Raw genomic sequence first — 16,638 nt, 5'->3', positions numbered from 1 at the left:
AACAACTACTTTAGCTCCACGTTCAGCTAACAGTTTAGCTGTTGCAGCACCAATTCCTCGACTGGCTCCCGTTACGATAGCTACTTTTTTATTCATCTTTTCTCTCTCCTTTAGTATCTTGATTTTGGTGAAGTTTGTTATTTCTGGTGTGTTATATTGATACACCGATTAGGAGCATCCTAATAAATGAAGGGCCTAATCGTGGGGCATCAAATAATTAAGTCATCTGCTTGTTCTTCTTTTTTCTTTTTAGGAACCCGGGCGTAATAACCAAACTGATAACNNNCATGAATTCCTGCTGCAAGAGAATGAGAAGATACATGTGATACTGAGTCTGTTGAAACGCCTACCTGTTAATCGTAGCTCCTTTTAGAAGCATACTTTATCTCATTCTTGCTGGAGGAAGCAGTTTTCAATGGAATTCTGTGATGACGTATGTACTTTTGATTATTACAGATAGTCAATATATTAACCATTTTAAAGGAGGCTTATTGTGGATTCAAAAGTAAAAAATTATCATGAACTTACTTCGTGTATCTACACTGCTTAATAGGGTTGGGCTGAAACTAGTAGAAGGTACGGATTTAGCAAGTGTTCAACAGTGGCAGTTGATTTTAAGTACACTCATAGTAGACAATTAAAAATGCTAATTTAAGTGGATTTTGTTTGTCAAATTTAAGTTGTATAATAAATGAAGTAGATAAGTAGATTGAAAGGAAGAGTTAGTTATGGGAAAAGGTAAAAAAATAGGGTATGCACGGATCTCGTCAAAACGCATTCAGCTTTCTCTGCAGCTTCTTTAGCTTTAGCTTTGGCTTCAGCCGCTTTTTCTTCTGGAATTTTGCCGCTTCCTCTGCTTTCGCTCTTTTGCTGTTCTCCCATAATATATAAAGGATGTATCAACGTACCCGTAAGATTGTACAGTACTTATCGGCTAGCATAGGTTGCTACTCGTGGGGATCTATCTTCTTCCATGATTCTTGGGCCATGCGCGGGCTTGGCCTCGCCACGAGAATTGCTTTCCTGGCCTTTTTGGGTTCCTCTCTTTATCCTCGGGCCTAGCCTTGTTCTCCTTGCCATGTAGTTGTGATGTCCAAGAGAGCATAGGTCGCTACTCGCTGAGATTCAGCTGCCTTCTGTACTATCGTAGGTTGGGCCTCATTCGCCTCTTTATTATTTATATGAGTCCTAAAAGGTGTATTCCTCTAAAACACATACGTCTTCCTTATCATGTAAAAGAAAATATACATTTAAACTGCTTGCTTACATGTTCTGTTCTTGAATTCGGAGAAAAGAACGGGTTTGTGATATGTCTACTAAAAACACGAATTCTTGTCTTAGTTCTTTTACTCGTTTCCCAATTCAGGTTAACTTAACAGCTAGTTATCTTTTAATCCAAAATTTTTGACATGTGGATACAAATTACGGGAGGCTGATACTTGCAGTTACATTAAAATAGACTATAATTCACTACTTTGTATTCATTTAAAACATAGATGTATCAACGCTATTTTTGCTGTATTTAGTTGAAATTACAAAAATACAAGAAAAAAAAGAAACAGTAGTATACTATAATTTAGCCTGCACTAATAAAAACAAAATTCCATATAAATATATAATACTACTTGTAATTTTTGTATTATTGTATTTATATCTTTAAAAAAACACTCTATCAACGTTTTAAGGGTTACAAAAGAATACAAATCATGTATCCTCATGTAACCCTTGATTTATTTCAATACTCTTTTGTGCTGAAGTCAAATCCCAACTTTTTGATAATATCTTTATTAATTAAAATTCCTTTATGTGCCCTTCCTCTTTTATTAATAGTTGTGTAATCAACATCCAAGTCCTTGTTTTTAAAAGTGTTTGTGACATTTCTCTTCAACCAAGCACTTCGAATTTGTTTTGCATTTACCCCTAAACTCTCTTTAATGTACGCAGGAGTTAAATACAATTCCCCATTGTGATATAGAGCACTAATAGTTTGTGTAGGTTCATAATCTACGTATAATCTATTACGATTTGAATCAATCTCTTCAAGTAACTGTTCCAGCTCTAATAAAGGCCTATCAACCGCCTTGTTTTCATTTGATATATTGTAGAAAAGTTCCTCAAGAGCTTTTAAATCCACATCTAATCCTTCACGAATAAAAAGGTCATTTAGCACCTTTCCAGTAAACACTATAAAAGAGTAATGAAGAGAAATTCTTCTCGCAACATCATTCTCAACTGATTTTTTCAAATACATTTTTCTGTACTCTTCAAATTCCCGTGAATAAATAGTTCGCTTATCTTTCCAACGATTTAAGAACTCAATTCCAATTGCACCATGATTGTCAGTAAATGAGGTGTAAAGTTTTCCTGAAAAGTCTTCGTCTTCACCTTCAAACGAGAACTTAGTAATAGGAATTACTCTTGCAGCTACTCCTTGAGCTTCTGCATAAGCCAAGATTTCATTTTCACCGGATGTTAACATAATTGATCTCCATGATGCGGTGTGTTGACTGCCCGTAATACTTCCTCTTAGCTTTCCTATGTTATTTACAAATTGATAGATCATCGTTTGAATCATTTTGGTGTCGTTTACTCCATTTGAATCATCAAGTATTTGAGGATAAGAATTCAGGAATGCGGATCTTCTTTCAACCGCCACTTTGGTTGTGTTAAAGGATCCAATATACTCTTTAGGGTTCCCCCATACAGATGAACAGAGTAGAAGTAAACCACTTTTACCACTACTGGATTCTCCTGATACATCAACAACTATGGGCTTCATATCGAACTCATGTAAAATAACCGAAGCAAAAGATGCTAGTAAAGGAAACACAGCCTTTGGATGATCCTTCACTAAGTTAAATACATTTTTAATCCAACTTTCAACAGTTCCTTTCACTCGAATGGACTCTAATATTTGATGTTCGCCCCCATCACTCGGAACAATATGTATGTCTTTAGTTGAAATTGGATGTATAAAGTTTCCCTTTACATCCCCTAGCCGATTTACCATTTTGACTGTCGGTATTTCATTTAATCCTATGAACAAATCAAAGTATTCAATTAAATGTTTAGAGTTTGAATCATTGCAACTTAGCCCTTTATCTGCAAGAGCCAATAATTCACGCCTCGAAGCTAACATACCGGCAGGAACAGTTTCCTTATAGTCCTTTCCTTTGTTACGCCAACTAATTTCATAATGTATCTCGCTTTTTTCAATATGTTCCAAGTACTTAGTTATGAATGGAACATTCCTGCTCACAAAGACTTCAATGTCTTGTAATTCTCCGTTGACCTTTTTCACTTCCACTCTATAAAGTGAATTATGCTTTATACGATATGGGTCAGGTATGACAAATCCTGATACTTTACTAATTTCATTGTTGCTTGGCTCTGATTGTTCCAACTGCTTTTTTCTTGTAGTAGACTCTAGTTTTCCAATACTAGCAATAGAAGCCTTTACATCATTTATAGTGTAGCTAGCGTCTTTATCTATACAGAAATACTGATAGATTAATAGCATGCATTTCTCAACTTGCTCCATCGCTACTCCCGTTGATTTCAACCTTCTTCCAAAATCATAGAGAGATTGATTACGTGATCCGTTTTGCATAGGGATTGAAAACTCATAACCTTTTGTTCTTTCAGCATTCCAAACTGGTCTTAAGAACCAAGGCAGTTCAGCGGGGTGACTCGTTATTTGAGATATGAACCTACCTTCTGTGTTATAAGTCGGAAACACTATTAAACTATTAGTTGTGCCAACGCGAGTGTCTACTACAATCCCTAAGGATGAAAAGAAGTGACTAATCATTTTCACTTGCATGTTCTCATCAGAAGTTGCCTTAAAAATAAATTGAAAGCCTCTAGGTGTTTTGATTAGATGATGATGGATCTTTTCTCCTCTGAGCAACTCTACAAGATAAGAAGCATGCTCTAGAATATCTACATCGATTACAATTAATCCTCTTGGAATTAATGCTCCAATCCATCCACCCTTTGATAGATGTTTTTGTATTTCCTCTTCAGTTAAACTTTCTTTATGTTTATATGACTCAAACGGCCTTTTAGCTGCACTATAGTTGGTATTCCCATTTAAATAACCTAGACATTTAATAATTTTCGCACCTGGGAGAACTTTTTCTACATTTTGAGTGACAGATTCCCAATTAGCCATAGCACTTCCCCCTTATATTTTTGCATTTGCTTATTCCTTAATTCGAATATAAAATAAGAGTGTAATGTTTTTTTACGCCTATTAACTCACGCCTATGAGTTAGTGGGTTTTTTTGTAGTCTTTCATCCATCACAAACACATCCATCCAAAAATTATAGCTTCCGTTTATACTTCAAAATATCACCGCCATTATTTCGAACTTCAACGTAATATGCCTTCATAAACTCTTGAACTTCCTTTCTATTAAACAACCATTTTGAACCTAATCTGACTTTGGGAAAATCTTCATCATATAAAAGGTTCGAGACGATGGTATTCCAGGACATGTTTAAATAAGTTGCCAACTGTTTTGAATCCATGAAAAATACCTCTTGTTCAATCTCCCTTAGGTGTTCCTCTACCTTCTGAATGTAAAGTGCCTTCAACAACTCTTGATCAATTTCAAAGCTAATCATATATTCTCCCCCTAACTATTTCGATTACAGTAGAAACTAACATGGTTGCAACTGTGTACACAAAAAGTGTAAATCATTACCTATAATTTTGCAACCAATTTTACACATTTGTTCACAATTGTGATAAAGTTAAGGGGATTAATAAGGAAGAAGGTGTTGTATGAAAAAAGTGAGTCCTTTTGGTGAAGAAATTAAGCGAATTAGAAAGTCAAAAGGAATGTCTATTAGATCTCTAAGCGAACAATCTGGGGTATCTCATTCTTATATCTCTCAGATTGAGAATGGTAATAGAGACGTACCACAACCTGAATTAATTAAAAAAATTGCAAATGGGTTAGGAGTCAATTACTTTTTTTTAATGAGAATTGCGGGTTTCATGAACCTTGAAGTTGAAAAAGAGTCAGTTAACATACCGGAACTAATAAAAACTTTTCCCATCGAGGACAAAAAGAAAATTCTTTATGATTATCGCATTCGCCAGTTTAATTCTTTCCCCAAGTTTGATAATCCGAAAACCAAAATTGATAAACTTTGGGCTCAAGCTACCAATAAAATGGTACCCATAGAAAAGTCTCATTACGATGACATAGACATAGACGAGATTAATGAATCTTTCGAAGCTTTCCTTTCAACTAGTGCTACTGCTGGTGACTTTCTAAAAATACTAAGAATACACAGGAATGTAGACATTGAAGAAATGGCAAATCATTTAAATATGGATAGTAAGACTTATCAGACACTTGAAAAGAACCTCAAAAATTCTTCATCTCTTCTTAAAGAATATGGAGAAAAAATAGGAGAGATATTAGGTGTAGGAAACTTTGGAGCATGGTTTAGAGATGTAGTAAGGAGCAAGACTCTAGAAAGCTATATCAGGGATTACGGTGAAAGCGACACTGAAACCATATCTTTCAGTGTAAAGTCAGTGCATAAAAAGACAGATGAAAATGGAGTCGAGTATTACGTAACTTACACTTATGAAGAATTAGAAGGAAACTTTTTCAACCTCGATAACTTACTCAATCAAAAGGAACATGATGTTTTATATAAAGATAAAGTGTTAACAAAATCTGAAATAGAAAAAGTAAAGGCGATGCTGAAATTGTTATTGGAAGATGACTAATAAAGGAGGCTCATAATGGCTTACTTTCGTAAACGGGGAAATAAGTGGAGTTACACCGTCAACTTAGGCATAGACTCTATTACAAAAAAGCGAAAACAGCTTACTAAATCAGGTTTTTCTTCTAAAACAGCAGCTAAAGATGCAGCTAAAGAGATGGAATTCAAAGTTTCTAGAGGAGAATTCGTACAAGACTCTAATATGAACTTTCATACGTTAGCAGAAAAGTGGATTGAAAGTTATTCTACCCAATCTAAAGTAAGTAGTGTTCGTGCTAGAACGAAGGAATCTAACGTATTACTTAAACAGTGGACAAACACACCAATAAAAAGTATTAGTAAGTCTGTTTATAGAGAATATTTAAATGAGCTAAGCAGAATGTATTCACAGAACTATATGGATGGTATTCATACAACAGGCAGAATGATCTTCAAATTTGCCGTTGAGTCGGAATGGTTACAACAGAATCCGACAGAAAATTATAGCCTTCCTAAACAACAAGCTACTATTGAGGAAGTTGAAAAAGAGAATCTCAGAAAAAAATTCCTAGAAAAGAACGAGCTCATAGAATTCTTATCCCTCGCTCGTACTGAAGGACTTAGTAATGATTATACGCTGTTTTCGCTATTAGCCTATTCAGGCATTCGGATAGGTGAATCTTTAGCTCTCAAGTGGCCTGATATCAATTTTAAGAGTGGATCTATAAGAATATCCAAGACTTTATATAATCCCACGAACAACAAGATAAATTACACATTGCTTACACCAAAAACAAAAGGATCTATACGTACGATTAAAATGGACGATCAGGTCATGAAGTTACTAAAAAAGCATCTGCTACAGCAAAATAAAATGAAAATCCAAAACAGGCATCAGTACTTAGATGAAAACTTTGTCTTCACTTCACCAGAGGGATTTCCATTGGTTCAAAAACTCCCTGCAATACGATTACAACGTCTTCTTAAGAAGTTACCGCATATCAACAAGGAAATAACGTTGCATTCATTCAGGCATACGCATACATCCTTACTGATCGAAGCAGGAGTGGGGTTGAAAGAAATTCAACAACGATTAGGACATACTGATATTCAAACAACGATGAATATCTATGCTCATATGACTGACAACATGGAAGAAAAGGCCTCCCTTCAGTTCAGTAAACTGATGGAAGACCTTCAACTTTAAGAGATATTTACATGTTAGGTGAGCAAATAGGTGAGCATTTATTTCTAAATACTCTTTAAACCCCTATATCAAAGGGATTTAAAAACCTATTACATCATGCCGCCCATTCCACCCATGCCGCCCATGTCAGGCATGCCCATGCCGCCAGCGCCTGCTGGTTCTGGTTTGTCAGCAACAACAGCTTCTGTTGTTAAGAACATGGCCGCAACTGATCCAGCGTTTTGTAGAGCTGAACGAGTTACTTTGGTTGGATCGACGATGCCGGATGCGATCATGTTGACCCATTCGCCAGTAGCTGCGTTGAAGCCAGTGCCTACTGCTTCGCCTTTTAGGCGTTCTACGATTACAGAGCCTTCAAGTCCAGCGTTGTGAGCGATTTGGCGTACAGGCTCTTCGATTGCACGAAGAACGATTTTAACGCCTGTTGCTACGTCGCCTTCCGCTTGGATTTCAGCGATTTTATTGTATACGTTAAGAAGTGCTGTACCACCACCGGCTACGATACCTTCTTCAACAGCGGCACGAGTGGAGTTCAAAGCATCTTCAATACGAAGTTTACGTTCTTTTAATTCTGTTTCAGTAGCTGCACCGACTTTGATTACCGCTACACCGCCAGCTAATTTAGCAAGGCGTTCTTGTAATTTTTCGCGATCGAATTCAGAAGTCGTTTCTTCTAATTGAACACGGATTTGGTTTACACGAGCTTGAATTTGCGCTGTATCTCCAGATCCTTCGACGATCGTTGTGTTTTCTTTTGTAACAACCACTTTAGACGCACGTCCTAAAGATTCGATTGTTGCAGATTTAAGGTCAAGTCCGATTTCTTCAGTGATTACTTCGCCGCCTGTAAGAGCTGCGATGTCTTCAAGCATTGCTTTACGACGGTCACCGAAACCAGGAGCTTTAACCGCAACTGCATTGAATGTTCCACGAAGTTTATTTACAACAAGAGTTGCAAGCGCTTCGCCTTCTACATCTTCAGCAATCAATAATAGCGGTTTTCCTTGTTGTACGACTTGCTCAAGTACAGGAAGGATTTCTTGGATATTCGTGATTTTTTTGTCAGTGATCAAGATATATGGATTTTCAAGGACTGCTTCCATTTTATCTGAATCAGTAACCATGTAAGGAGAGGCATATCCGCGATCGAACTGCATACCTTCTACTACGTCCAATTCTGTTGTGAAACCTTTGGACTCTTCAATCGTGATGACGCCGTCGTTACCAACGCGTTCCATTGCTTCAGCAATCAGTTGGCCCACTTCTTCATCAGCTGAAGAGATGGCAGCAACTTGTGCAATCGATTCTTTGTTTTCGACAGGTTGGGAAATGGCTTTCAATTCTGCAATGGCAGTATTGACCGCTTTCTCGATCCCTTTGCGGATACCCATTGGGTTCGCACCAGCTGTAACGTTTTTCAGACCTTCACGGATCATCGCTTGCGCTAGAACCGTTGCAGTCGTTGTACCGTCACCAGCTACGTCGTTTGTTTTGCTTGCTACTTCAGCAACCAATTTCGCACCCATGTTTTCGAATGCATCTTCCAATTCGATTTCTTTAGCGATCGTCACACCGTCATTCGTGATTAGCGGTGAACCGAATTTTTTCTCAAGAACCACGTTACGACCTTTTGGTCCAAGCGTTACTTTAACTGCGTCTGCAAGTGCGTCCACACCACGAAGCATGGAGCGGCGAGCTTCTTCACTAAATTTGATTTCTTTAGCCATTTATAATTACCTCCCTAAAATTTTAAGAAAATTTTTCGTTCAGTTAAGTATGATGTATAGTTAGCCGATAACAGCTAGAATGTCGCTTTCACGTAAAATTAAGTATTCAGCATTTTCGTATTTAACTTCAGTACCTGCATATTTTGAGAAGATAATTAGATCGCCTTGGGCTACCTCTAAAGCAACACGTTCGCCATTTTCAAGGATACGGCCAGTACCGACTGCTACTACCTTACCTTCTTGTGGCTTTTCTTTTGCAGTATCAGGAAGAACAATACCGCTAGCAGTTTTTTCTTCAGATTGAACTAGTTCAATAATAACGCGATCACCTAATGGTTTTAACAAGTGAAACAACCTCCTCATATTCTCTTGATAATTTGTTTCATGTTTATTAGCACTCATCACCATCGAGTGCTAACACATTTATAATATTAAATAAACCGAGCCTTTTTTGCAAGTATCTTATCGAAAATTTTTTATTAATTTCTGATAAATTCCGGGTATACTACATTAACATAATGATTAGATACGGAAATGTTTTTACAGGGGTACCTTTAAGTGGTGTTCTGCCTCATTATTTGATACCATTTTGGAGTATGCGTTTATAGATTGTCCCCCTGTCAGGAACGTTTTTAGGCGAAATGGGCGACTAAATAAAAGGAGTTTTCATTTTTGAAAAAAGAATATTGGTTCGTCATCATCACTTACATTGCCATGCAATTTTCCAGTATTGTCGGGATACCCATTTTCATGCTGATCGGGACTTCAATAGGAATGCCTGCAGATGAACTTGAGCAAAAGTCTGCAGCATACTGGATCGTATTCAGCTTTTTCGTTGCATTAGCCTTGATTCTTTTTTTAATGAGAAAAGATATGAAGGAAAAGATGGACACAAGCAACCAAGCCTCCGTTCGCACATCCATTTTGTGGGCGATAGCCGGAGTGTTCCTGGCATTAACTGCTCAAACGGTTGCTGGAATCATTGAACAAAGTCTTGGTGTAAAGCCTGAATCCGAAAATACGCAGCAACTGATTGAAATCATTTCCAAAGTCCCCATGGTCATTTTCGTCACTTCCGTAATTGGACCAATAATGGAAGAAATCATTTTCCGGAAAATCATTTTCGGATCTCTTCATAAACGCTTTAACTTCTTCATTTCTGCTGTACTCAGCTCGGTAATTTTCGGCTTGGCGCATGGTGAATTGGAGCATCTTCTTTTATATACGGCAATGGGCTTCACCTTTGCTTTTCTTTATGCGAAAACAGGCCGCATCCTCGTGTCCATGAGCGCCCATATTGCGATGAATACGCTTGTTGTCATCTTTCAAGTCGTGAATCGTGAGCAAATTGAGAAGATGCTGGATACTGCACAGGCCTTCATCGGAGGTTTATTATGAAACGACAATCACCATTATTCATGGGAATCATTTATGCAGGCTTAGGGGCCCTTTTTACGGGCATCGCGATTCAAACCGTCAATTCGTCTGGATGGGGAATCTTCGCCTACATACTTGTCCTTATCGCGACGCTTGACTTCGGATCGGGTTTACGGATGATCATGGTCCACTTTAAGATCAAGGCAGCGCAAAAAAATAAGAAAAAATAAAAAAAACGCTGCAAAGATGCAGCGTTTTTCTTTCATTCTTCCAATGCCGCTTCTTCGACTACCGGATAATGCTTCAAAAAGTAGATGAGCGATTGTAGCTCCACCGCAAGGTCAATGTGGTGCACCCTTATGGATGGGGGTACCGTCAGTCGTGCAGGTGTGAAGTTCAATATTCCTTTAATGTCGGCTTTGACCAGGCGATCGGTGATCGTTTGGGCCACTTGTGCAGGGACTGTCAGGATAGCAGCGGTAATATTATTTTCCTGCAATAGTGTATCGATTTGATCCATATGGTAGATCGGTACATCGGCTATTTGCTTTCCAACCTTATCTTCGGAAACTTCAAATGCCATTTCAATCTTTGTATTATTATTTTTTATGAAGTTGTAATTCAAGAACGCGGTCCCTAAATTCCCTACCCCAATTAAAGCGACCTTCGTCAGTTCATCTTGGTCGAGTGTTTTTCTAAAGAAGGATAATAAATAATTGACATTGTAGCCGTAGCCTTTTTTCCCAAGCGCGCCAAAGTAGGAAAAATCGCGACGAATGGTAGCAGAATCCACCTTTACAGCTTCGCTTAGCTCCGCCGAGGAAACTCTCTGTTTTCCTGACGAGTGTAAGTTCTTTAAAAATCGATAGTACAATGGCAACCTTTTGGCAGTAGCCTGTGGTATCTTTGGGTCATGGTTCATCATTCTTCCCCACTTTTCAATCTCTATTTGTTTGATTTACTTGTCTACTATAATCGTTGCTGGATACTCCACCTGTTTTCTCCACTAAGAATGTAGGCCCGATTACCATACCCTTATCCAAGGCCTTACACATGTCATATACAGTAAGGGCAGTCACGGATGAAGCTGTTAACGCTTCCATTTCCACACCTGTACTTCCTTTTGTCTTAGCTTCCGTTTCAATCACAAGTCTATATCCTTGCGCTTCCTTTACCCAATCAAAGCCTATATCGACTCCTTGCAGTGCAATGGGATGGCACATCGGGATGATGTTGGACGTATTCTTGCTGGCCATGATTCCCGCAACTTGTGCGACAGCCAATACATCCCCCTTTTTCATTTTCTGGTTAGTAATCGCTTCATATATTTCATCGTTCACTAAAATGCTCGATCGAGCCGTTGCCGTACGGGTCGTTTCCGGCTTAGCACTCACATCAACCATTTTTGCCCTGCCTTGATCATTGAAGTGCGTCAAGTCTGCCATTAAATAACCCCTCCTAAATAATACACTATTATTCCACTTTATGTAACAGCTTGTTTCGACCCGGAACCAAGCTATTGCCGATAATAACTATAATACGTTACACTAACAATAATCAATTGAGGTGAAATTATGATTTTATTACAAATCAATCAACTATCAAAATATTACGGTGCTGAACTTATTTTATCAAACATGAAGCTCGAAATTCAAAATAAAGATCGAATTGCACTTGTCGGGCGGAACGGCGCGGGTAAATCGACGTTGCTAAAAATCATAGCCGGGCAGCTATCTTATGATGGCGGTGAAATCATCAAGCCAAAAGGTGTCACTATCGGTTACATGGCACAAGATACCGGCCTCGAATCCGAGCTGTCCATATGGGATGAGATGCTTACCGTTTTCAAGGATCTTATGGATCAAGAGCAGGAATTGCGCCGCCTTGAGGCCGATATGGCCAGGCCAGATATCTTTGAGGAAGAGGTCATTTACCAAAAAGTCCTCAATGAATATGACGCGCTGATGGTCGCCTTTAAAGAAAAGGGCGGTTATCAGTATGAAGCGGATATCCGTTCCGTATTGCATGGTCTTCAGTTTGCTGACTTTGATTACTCTACCCTCATTTCCACTTTAAGCGGTGGGCAAAAAACGAGACTTGCGTTAGGGAAGCTGTTGTTAAGGAAGCCGGATATATTGATTCTCGATGAGCCGACGAACCATTTGGACATCGAAACCCTCTCATGGCTTGAACAATATTTACAAAGCTATCAAGGAGCTGTCCTTATCGTTTCCCATGACCGATATTTTCTCGATAAAGTGGTCAATCAGGTTTATGAGATTTCCCGGAATAGTATGAAAAAGTACTATGGCAATTATAGTTCTTACCTAGAGGGAAAAGCCGAGGATTATGAGCGGGATATGAAGCTGTTCGAGAAACAACAGGGGGAAATCGAAAAGCTCCGCGACTTTGTCCAACGGAACATCACTAGGGCCTCAACCACGAAAAGGGCTCAAAGCAGGCGCAAGCAGCTTGAAAAGATGGACGTGCTGGACAAGCCGCAAGGAGATGAGAAATCCGCCAATTTTTCATTCCAGATTGAGAGGCAAAGCGGTAACGAAGTGCTCCACCTTCAGGACTTGGCGATCGGTTATGAGGATGAAACGGTTTCAAAAAAGATCGACTCGCGAATGACGAAAGGTGAAAGCATTGCGCTAGTCGGTCCAAACGGCGTTGGAAAATCGACATTATTGAAAACGATCATTTCTAAATTGCCTGCACGTGCTGGGTCTTTCCGTTTCGGAACGAACGTCGAGGTCAGCTACTACGATCAGGAACAAGCCAATCTGATTTCCAATAAACGCGTACTCAATGAATTATGGGATGACTATCCCCTTAAACCGGAAAAGGATATACGTACGGTTCTCGGTAATTTCCTATTTAGCGGAGACGATGTTCTGAAAACCGTGTCCACTTTAAGCGGCGGGGAGAAGGCTCGGCTGGCGCTTGCCAAGATGATGATGGAAAAAGGGAACTTTTTAATTCTGGATGAGCCGACAAACCATTTGGATCTTGACAGTAAATTGGTGCTTGAGAATGCACTGATCGATTATCCTGGAACGATTCTCTTCGTCTCACATGACCGGTATTTCATAAATCGGATTGCCACGAAGGTCATCGAGCTTTCCAAGGAAGGCAATGAGGAATTCCTCGGTGACTATGATTACTATGTAGAGAAAAAACAGGAGCAAGCGGAGATCAAAGCACTTGAACAGGATAATCAAGCGAAATCCGTAGATGTGGCTGTCGAAAAAACAAATTACAAGATCGATAAGGAAGCAAAAAAGGCTGAACGCCAGAGAAAGCGGCGGATAGAGGAAATCGAAGCGGCCATGGAGCAGCTTGAAGTTGAAATAAACGAATACAACGAACTCCTATGCGACCCAAATGTCTTCCAGGACCACGAAAAAGTGATGGAGGTCCAAACAAAGCTTGATCAAGCACAGGAAACATTGGATCAGCTGCTCGAGGAATGGGCAGAATTGGATGTGTGACAAAAGACCAGAGTCTGATGACTCGGTCTTTTTCTTTTTTACTGGAATGCAAACTAGGTTATCCACATACTTATGAACAAAACAATTGCCTTTTAGAAGCGATTAATTTGAGTTATGCACATTATCCACAGAAACATATCCACTTATCCACACAAACGTCTGTTTATACACATGTAGTTTGATTTCTTGAAAAACTTTATCCACAGAATATTCTATTTTTAAAAATACAGGGCAAAAAGACAGAATCCCGATTGAGGAATCCTGTCTTTTCATTCTTTAAAACGTTTCTATATCCAATCCTGGATTTCCGTTCAAATCCATTCCAGAGCGCTTTCCTTTTTCGAACATCACACTGCCGGCAGCACCAATCATGGCCGCATTGTCCGTGCAAAGATAAAGGGGCGGGATGGATAGGTTGATAGGCAGCTCCAAAAAGGCCTCCGTTAATGCTTCTCTCAGTCCTTTATTCGCCGCAACTCCTCCAGCAAGCAATACTTGCTTCACATCATATTCCTTGGCAGCCTTTACAGCCTTCATTACGAGCACTTCTATAACACTTGCCTGAAAACTGGCAGCCAAATCCTCAGGTTCAATCTTTTCCCCGCGCTGTTCGGCATTATGCAAAGTATTGATTACGGCTGATTTCAATCCACTGAAGGAAAAGTCATAGCTTCCATCCAGCCACGCCCGGGGTAGCTTCAAGGAAGGTGAACCCAATTGGGCGAGCCTATCGATATGGGGCCCACCCGGATAAGGAAGCCCCAACGTGCGGGCCACTTTATCATAAGCCTCTCCTGCTGCATCATCACGCGTCTCCCCGATCACCTTGAAGGATCCTGGTTCTTCCAAAAGGACCAATTCGGTATGTCCGCCTGAAACGACTAATGATAGTGCAGGGTATTCAATTTCCTGTATAAGCCGATTAGCATAAATATGACCGGCGATATGATGCGTACCGACAATCGGTATTCCATGTGCGAAAGCGACTGCTTTTGCCGCATTCACACCTATTAATAGTGCCCCTACAAGGCCGGGGCCTTCTGTAACGGCAATGGCATCCAAATCTTCATATGTCACACCTGCCTGAAGCAGTGCTTCTTCAAGAACAATCGTAATTTGTTCTACATGATGGCGGGAAGCAATTTCTGGGACGACACCGCCAAATCGTTTATGGCTTTCTATTTGGGAAGCCACGACATTGCTCAGTATCTCCGTTCCATTTTTAATGACGGCAGCCGCGGTTTCATCGCAGCTCGTTTCAATTCCTAATATATATTGATCTGTTTTCATGCTAAATTCACCCACATAACATAAGCATCTTCTAGATTATCGGTATAATAATTTTTACGTATTCCACCCTTTTGAAAGCCTAGCTTTTCATAAAGGGAAATGGCCACTTCATTACTGACGCGAACTTCAAGCGTCATCCTCACCACACCCATGGCCATGGAGATTTCAATCATCTTCCTTAGCAAGGCTTCTCCAAGCTTTTGCCCGCGATATTCTGGCAGAATGGCAATATTGGTGATGTGCGATTCATCGATGACGATCCACGCACCGCAATAACCGGCAATTTTCCCTTCGTCCTCTATTACCATGTATACGGCATATTGATTATGATTCAATTCATTAAAGAAAGCTTCCCGGCTCCATGGCAAAGTAAAGGACTGTGTTTCCACGTGCAGCACTTGGTCGATATCTTCCGTTTTCATCTTTCGGAACGTCAATGTTTTACTCATATTAATCGGTCGCTTTCCTTTTTATTTCCCCTGCTGTTCAAGCCACTTAGCTTCTGCTTCGGCCATGCGTATATAGTTCGGAACAAACTGGTGAATATCCTCTTCGGCCTTGTTAAGGCCAATGAAGGCCAGTTCGCTTGGTCTTGAATTGAAGGACTGTATCGGGGCAAATACGGCTAAATCACCCAATGCTTCCGTAATCGCATCGCGATGGATCGTTACATCTTGGCCAACAAATAAAATGGGGCGATTATATTCCTTCAATCTTATCGCCCATTCAGAGGATAGGATATTACAATCTTCCAGCACCGTCTTTAACAGATTATTCTCCATCTCATATAATCCTGTGTAAACCTGCCCTCTTCTTGCATCGAACAAGGGAGAGACCAGCCCGTTAAAATGGCGTCCATTGGCTGCTAACACTTCCAGGCTCGAAACGCCTGATAACGGAATTTGGAGCGTCCAGGCCAGCGTTTTGGCTATTGTCACACCAATCCTTACGCCTGTATAAGAGCCTGGTCCCTGGGCGACCACTATTTTGGTCAATTCCTTTGGAGCCGTATCACAATCCTTAAGCAGCGTCTCGATAGCCGGCATGACCCGAACTGAATGATTCTTCTTTAGATTTGTCGTATACTCGCCAATGACCTGACTCCCATCCACAAGAGCTACCCCTAATGTGAAGTTCGATGTATCTATCGCTAAAACTTTCATCAAATAATCTCCTTACATAACGTTACATATCGTTCGCCTTTAGGTTCCAGGACAATTCGCCTGCTGGAATCACCGAGACGATAAATATAGATGGTCAAGATTTCATCAGGAAGCTGATCCTTTATCAGGTGGGCCCATTCAACGACAGTCACGCCATCACCTTCAAAATATTCATCGAAGCCTAAATCTTCTTCGGATTCACTTACCCGGTATACATCCATATGATATAGTGGCATTCGACCCATGTATTCCTTTATTATCGTAAAAGTTGGGCTGTTTACTGTTCTCGAAACGCCTAACCCTTTCGCCAACCCTTTCGTAAATGCCGTTTTCCCTGCACCCAAGTCTCCTTCCAAAGCCAGTACATCACTGCTTGAGAGCCTTTGAGCCAGCTTCTGTGCAAAAAGAGCCGTTTCTTCTTCATTTTGAGAAATCCATTCAACTTGCTGCATATATCAATCACCTTTATCATTATTAGCAAAATCGTTCCCCAGTTCTTGACGTGAACCAAAAACGATATATTTAATACGGTAGTCAAAGAGCTCTATATGTAGTTTACCTTGTTTTAAAAGAAGAAACAAATAAGTTAAGATCATTATTAATCGAATTCCGGATAAAACAAAAAAACGAAACATAAGTTTCGTTTTTTTTAT

The 16,638-nt window shown here is 39.8% G+C and carries 17 protein-coding genes; 5 read left to right on the top strand and 12 right to left on the bottom strand.

Annotated features, from left to right (window positions below; translation table 11 throughout):
• The 3 genes from ASU00_RS24830 to ASU00_RS23185 form a co-directional block, all read right to left on the bottom strand.
• The coding region (locus tag ASU00_RS24830; RefSeq protein WP_152983834.1) for an SDR family NAD(P)-dependent oxidoreductase at window positions 1–96 on the bottom strand (96 nt) is incomplete at its 3' end.
• A 1,639-nt stretch (window positions 97–1,735) separates the two neighbouring features.
• Complete coding sequence (locus ASU00_RS23190; RefSeq protein ID WP_057915812.1) at window positions 1,736–4,174, bottom strand: DUF927 domain-containing protein; 2,439 nt, start codon at window positions 4,172–4,174, stop codon at window positions 1,736–1,738.
• A 152-nt stretch (window positions 4,175–4,326) separates the two neighbouring features.
• Window positions 4,327–4,629 carry a helix-turn-helix domain-containing protein gene (locus ASU00_RS23185; RefSeq protein WP_057915811.1) on the bottom strand — a complete coding sequence of 101 codons (303 nt, stop codon included), beginning with the start codon at window positions 4,627–4,629 and terminating at the stop codon, window positions 4,327–4,329.
• 160 nt (window positions 4,630–4,789) lie between these two features.
• Between ASU00_RS23185 and ASU00_RS23180 the strand changes: the two genes are divergently transcribed.
• Entirely contained in the window at window positions 4,790–5,752 is a 963-nt protein-coding gene (locus tag ASU00_RS23180) for a helix-turn-helix domain-containing protein (protein WP_057915810.1), read from the top strand.
• A gap of 15 nt (window positions 5,753–5,767) precedes the next feature.
• Window positions 5,768–6,934, top strand: coding sequence for a site-specific integrase (locus ASU00_RS23175; RefSeq protein WP_057915809.1), 1,167 nt, complete (start codon window positions 5,768–5,770; stop codon window positions 6,932–6,934).
• 89 nt (window positions 6,935–7,023) lie between these two features.
• Here the strand turns inward: ASU00_RS23175 and groL are convergent, their stop codons facing one another.
• The gene (groL, locus tag ASU00_RS23170; RefSeq protein ID WP_057915808.1) at window positions 7,024–8,661 is read right to left on the bottom strand and encodes a chaperonin GroEL; all 1,638 of its coding nucleotides are present in this window, start codon (window positions 8,659–8,661) and stop codon (window positions 7,024–7,026) included.
• Between the two features lie 60 nt (window positions 8,662–8,721).
• Window positions 8,722–9,006, bottom strand: coding sequence for a co-chaperone GroES (gene groES / locus ASU00_RS23165; RefSeq protein WP_057915807.1), 285 nt, complete (start codon window positions 9,004–9,006; stop codon window positions 8,722–8,724).
• Between the two features lie 327 nt (window positions 9,007–9,333).
• Here groES and ASU00_RS23160 point away from each other — a divergent pair, with 327 nt between their 5' ends.
• Together ASU00_RS23160 and ASU00_RS23155 are read left to right on the top strand one after the other, a co-directional pair.
• Complete coding sequence (locus ASU00_RS23160; protein ID WP_057915806.1) at window positions 9,334–10,059, top strand: CPBP family intramembrane glutamic endopeptidase; 726 nt, start codon at window positions 9,334–9,336, stop codon at window positions 10,057–10,059.
• Window positions 10,056–10,268 (top strand): YdiK family protein, encoded by a 213-nt coding sequence (locus ASU00_RS23155; protein ID WP_057915805.1) that lies wholly within the window; start codon window positions 10,056–10,058, stop codon window positions 10,266–10,268. Before ASU00_RS23160 ends, ASU00_RS23155 begins: the two co-directional genes overlap by 4 nt.
• A gap of 32 nt (window positions 10,269–10,300) precedes the next feature.
• Here the strand turns inward: ASU00_RS23155 and ASU00_RS23150 are convergent, their stop codons facing one another.
• Together ASU00_RS23150 and moaC are read right to left on the bottom strand one after the other, a co-directional pair.
• Window positions 10,301–10,963 (bottom strand): redox-sensing transcriptional repressor Rex, encoded by a 663-nt coding sequence (locus tag ASU00_RS23150; RefSeq protein WP_057915804.1) that lies wholly within the window; start codon window positions 10,961–10,963, stop codon window positions 10,301–10,303.
• A gap of 13 nt (window positions 10,964–10,976) precedes the next feature.
• On the bottom strand, window positions 10,977–11,483 hold the full coding sequence (gene moaC, locus ASU00_RS23145; protein WP_057915803.1) for a cyclic pyranopterin monophosphate synthase MoaC: 507 nt from the start codon (window positions 11,481–11,483) through the stop codon (window positions 10,977–10,979).
• 129 nt (window positions 11,484–11,612) lie between these two features.
• Here moaC and abc-f point away from each other — a divergent pair, with 129 nt between their 5' ends.
• Window positions 11,613–13,532 (top strand): ribosomal protection-like ABC-F family protein, encoded by a 1,920-nt coding sequence (abc-f, locus tag ASU00_RS23140; protein ID WP_057915802.1) that lies wholly within the window; start codon window positions 11,613–11,615, stop codon window positions 13,530–13,532.
• 276 nt (window positions 13,533–13,808) lie between these two features.
• On the opposite strand, the gene tsaD is transcribed toward abc-f, so the two are convergent.
• The 5 genes from tsaD to ASU00_RS26460 all read right to left on the bottom strand — a co-directional run.
• Complete coding sequence (gene tsaD, locus ASU00_RS23135; RefSeq protein WP_057915801.1) at window positions 13,809–14,822, bottom strand: tRNA (adenosine(37)-N6)-threonylcarbamoyltransferase complex transferase subunit TsaD; 1,014 nt, start codon at window positions 14,820–14,822, stop codon at window positions 13,809–13,811.
• Complete coding sequence (rimI, locus tag ASU00_RS23130; protein ID WP_057915800.1) at window positions 14,819–15,271, bottom strand: ribosomal protein S18-alanine N-acetyltransferase; 453 nt, start codon at window positions 15,269–15,271, stop codon at window positions 14,819–14,821. Before rimI ends, tsaD begins: the two co-directional genes overlap by 4 nt.
• A 21-nt stretch (window positions 15,272–15,292) precedes the next feature.
• A complete protein-coding gene (gene tsaB, locus ASU00_RS23125) occupies window positions 15,293–15,985 on the bottom strand; it encodes a tRNA (adenosine(37)-N6)-threonylcarbamoyltransferase complex dimerization subunit type 1 TsaB (RefSeq protein WP_057915799.1) in 693 nt (230 codons plus the stop codon).
• Window positions 15,985–16,437 (bottom strand): tRNA (adenosine(37)-N6)-threonylcarbamoyltransferase complex ATPase subunit type 1 TsaE, encoded by a 453-nt coding sequence (tsaE, locus tag ASU00_RS23120; RefSeq protein ID WP_057915798.1) that lies wholly within the window; start codon window positions 16,435–16,437, stop codon window positions 15,985–15,987. The genes tsaB and tsaE overlap by 1 nt, the downstream gene beginning before the upstream one ends.
• A 3-nt stretch (window positions 16,438–16,440) precedes the next feature.
• Window positions 16,441–16,638: hypothetical protein (locus ASU00_RS26460; protein WP_236712819.1), on the bottom strand; the 198-nt coding region annotated here is incomplete at its 5' end.

The organism is Peribacillus muralis (assembly GCF_001439925.1).
GTDB lineage: Bacteria > Bacillota > Bacilli > Bacillales > DSM-1321 > Peribacillus > Peribacillus muralis.
This window is presented reverse-complemented; position numbering and strand designations above follow the sequence as displayed.

Bases quoted from the DNA above. Each gene is read 5' to 3' on its own strand.
- ASU00_RS23190 (WP_057915812.1), bottom strand. From the start codon at position 4,174: ATGGCTAATTGGGAATCTGTCACTCAAAATGTAGAAAAAGTTCTCCCA.
- ASU00_RS23185 (WP_057915811.1), bottom strand. From the start codon at position 4,629: ATGATTAGCTTTGAAATTGATCAAGAGTTGTTGAAGGCACTTTACATT.
- ASU00_RS23180 (WP_057915810.1), top strand. From the start codon at position 4,790: ATGAAAAAAGTGAGTCCTTTTGGTGAAGAAATTAAGCGAATTAGAAAG.
- ASU00_RS23175 (WP_057915809.1), top strand. From the start codon at position 5,768: ATGGCTTACTTTCGTAAACGGGGAAATAAGTGGAGTTACACCGTCAAC.
- groL (WP_057915808.1), bottom strand. From the start codon at position 8,661: ATGGCTAAAGAAATCAAATTTAGTGAAGAAGCTCGCCGCTCCATGCTT.
- ASU00_RS23155 (WP_057915805.1), top strand. From the start codon at position 10,056: ATGAAACGACAATCACCATTATTCATGGGAATCATTTATGCAGGCTTA.
- ASU00_RS23150 (WP_057915804.1), bottom strand. From the start codon at position 10,963: ATGATGAACCATGACCCAAAGATACCACAGGCTACTGCCAAAAGGTTG.
- moaC (WP_057915803.1), bottom strand. From the start codon at position 11,483: ATGGCAGACTTGACGCACTTCAATGATCAAGGCAGGGCAAAAATGGTT.
- abc-f (WP_057915802.1), top strand. From the start codon at position 11,613: ATGATTTTATTACAAATCAATCAACTATCAAAATATTACGGTGCTGAA.
- tsaD (WP_057915801.1), bottom strand. From the start codon at position 14,822: ATGAAAACAGATCAATATATATTAGGAATTGAAACGAGCTGCGATGAA.
- rimI (WP_057915800.1), bottom strand. From the start codon at position 15,271: ATGAGTAAAACATTGACGTTCCGAAAGATGAAAACGGAAGATATCGAC.
- tsaB (WP_057915799.1), bottom strand. From the start codon at position 15,985: ATGAAAGTTTTAGCGATAGATACATCGAACTTCACATTAGGGGTAGCT.
- tsaE (WP_057915798.1), bottom strand. From the start codon at position 16,437: ATGCAGCAAGTTGAATGGATTTCTCAAAATGAAGAAGAAACGGCTCTT.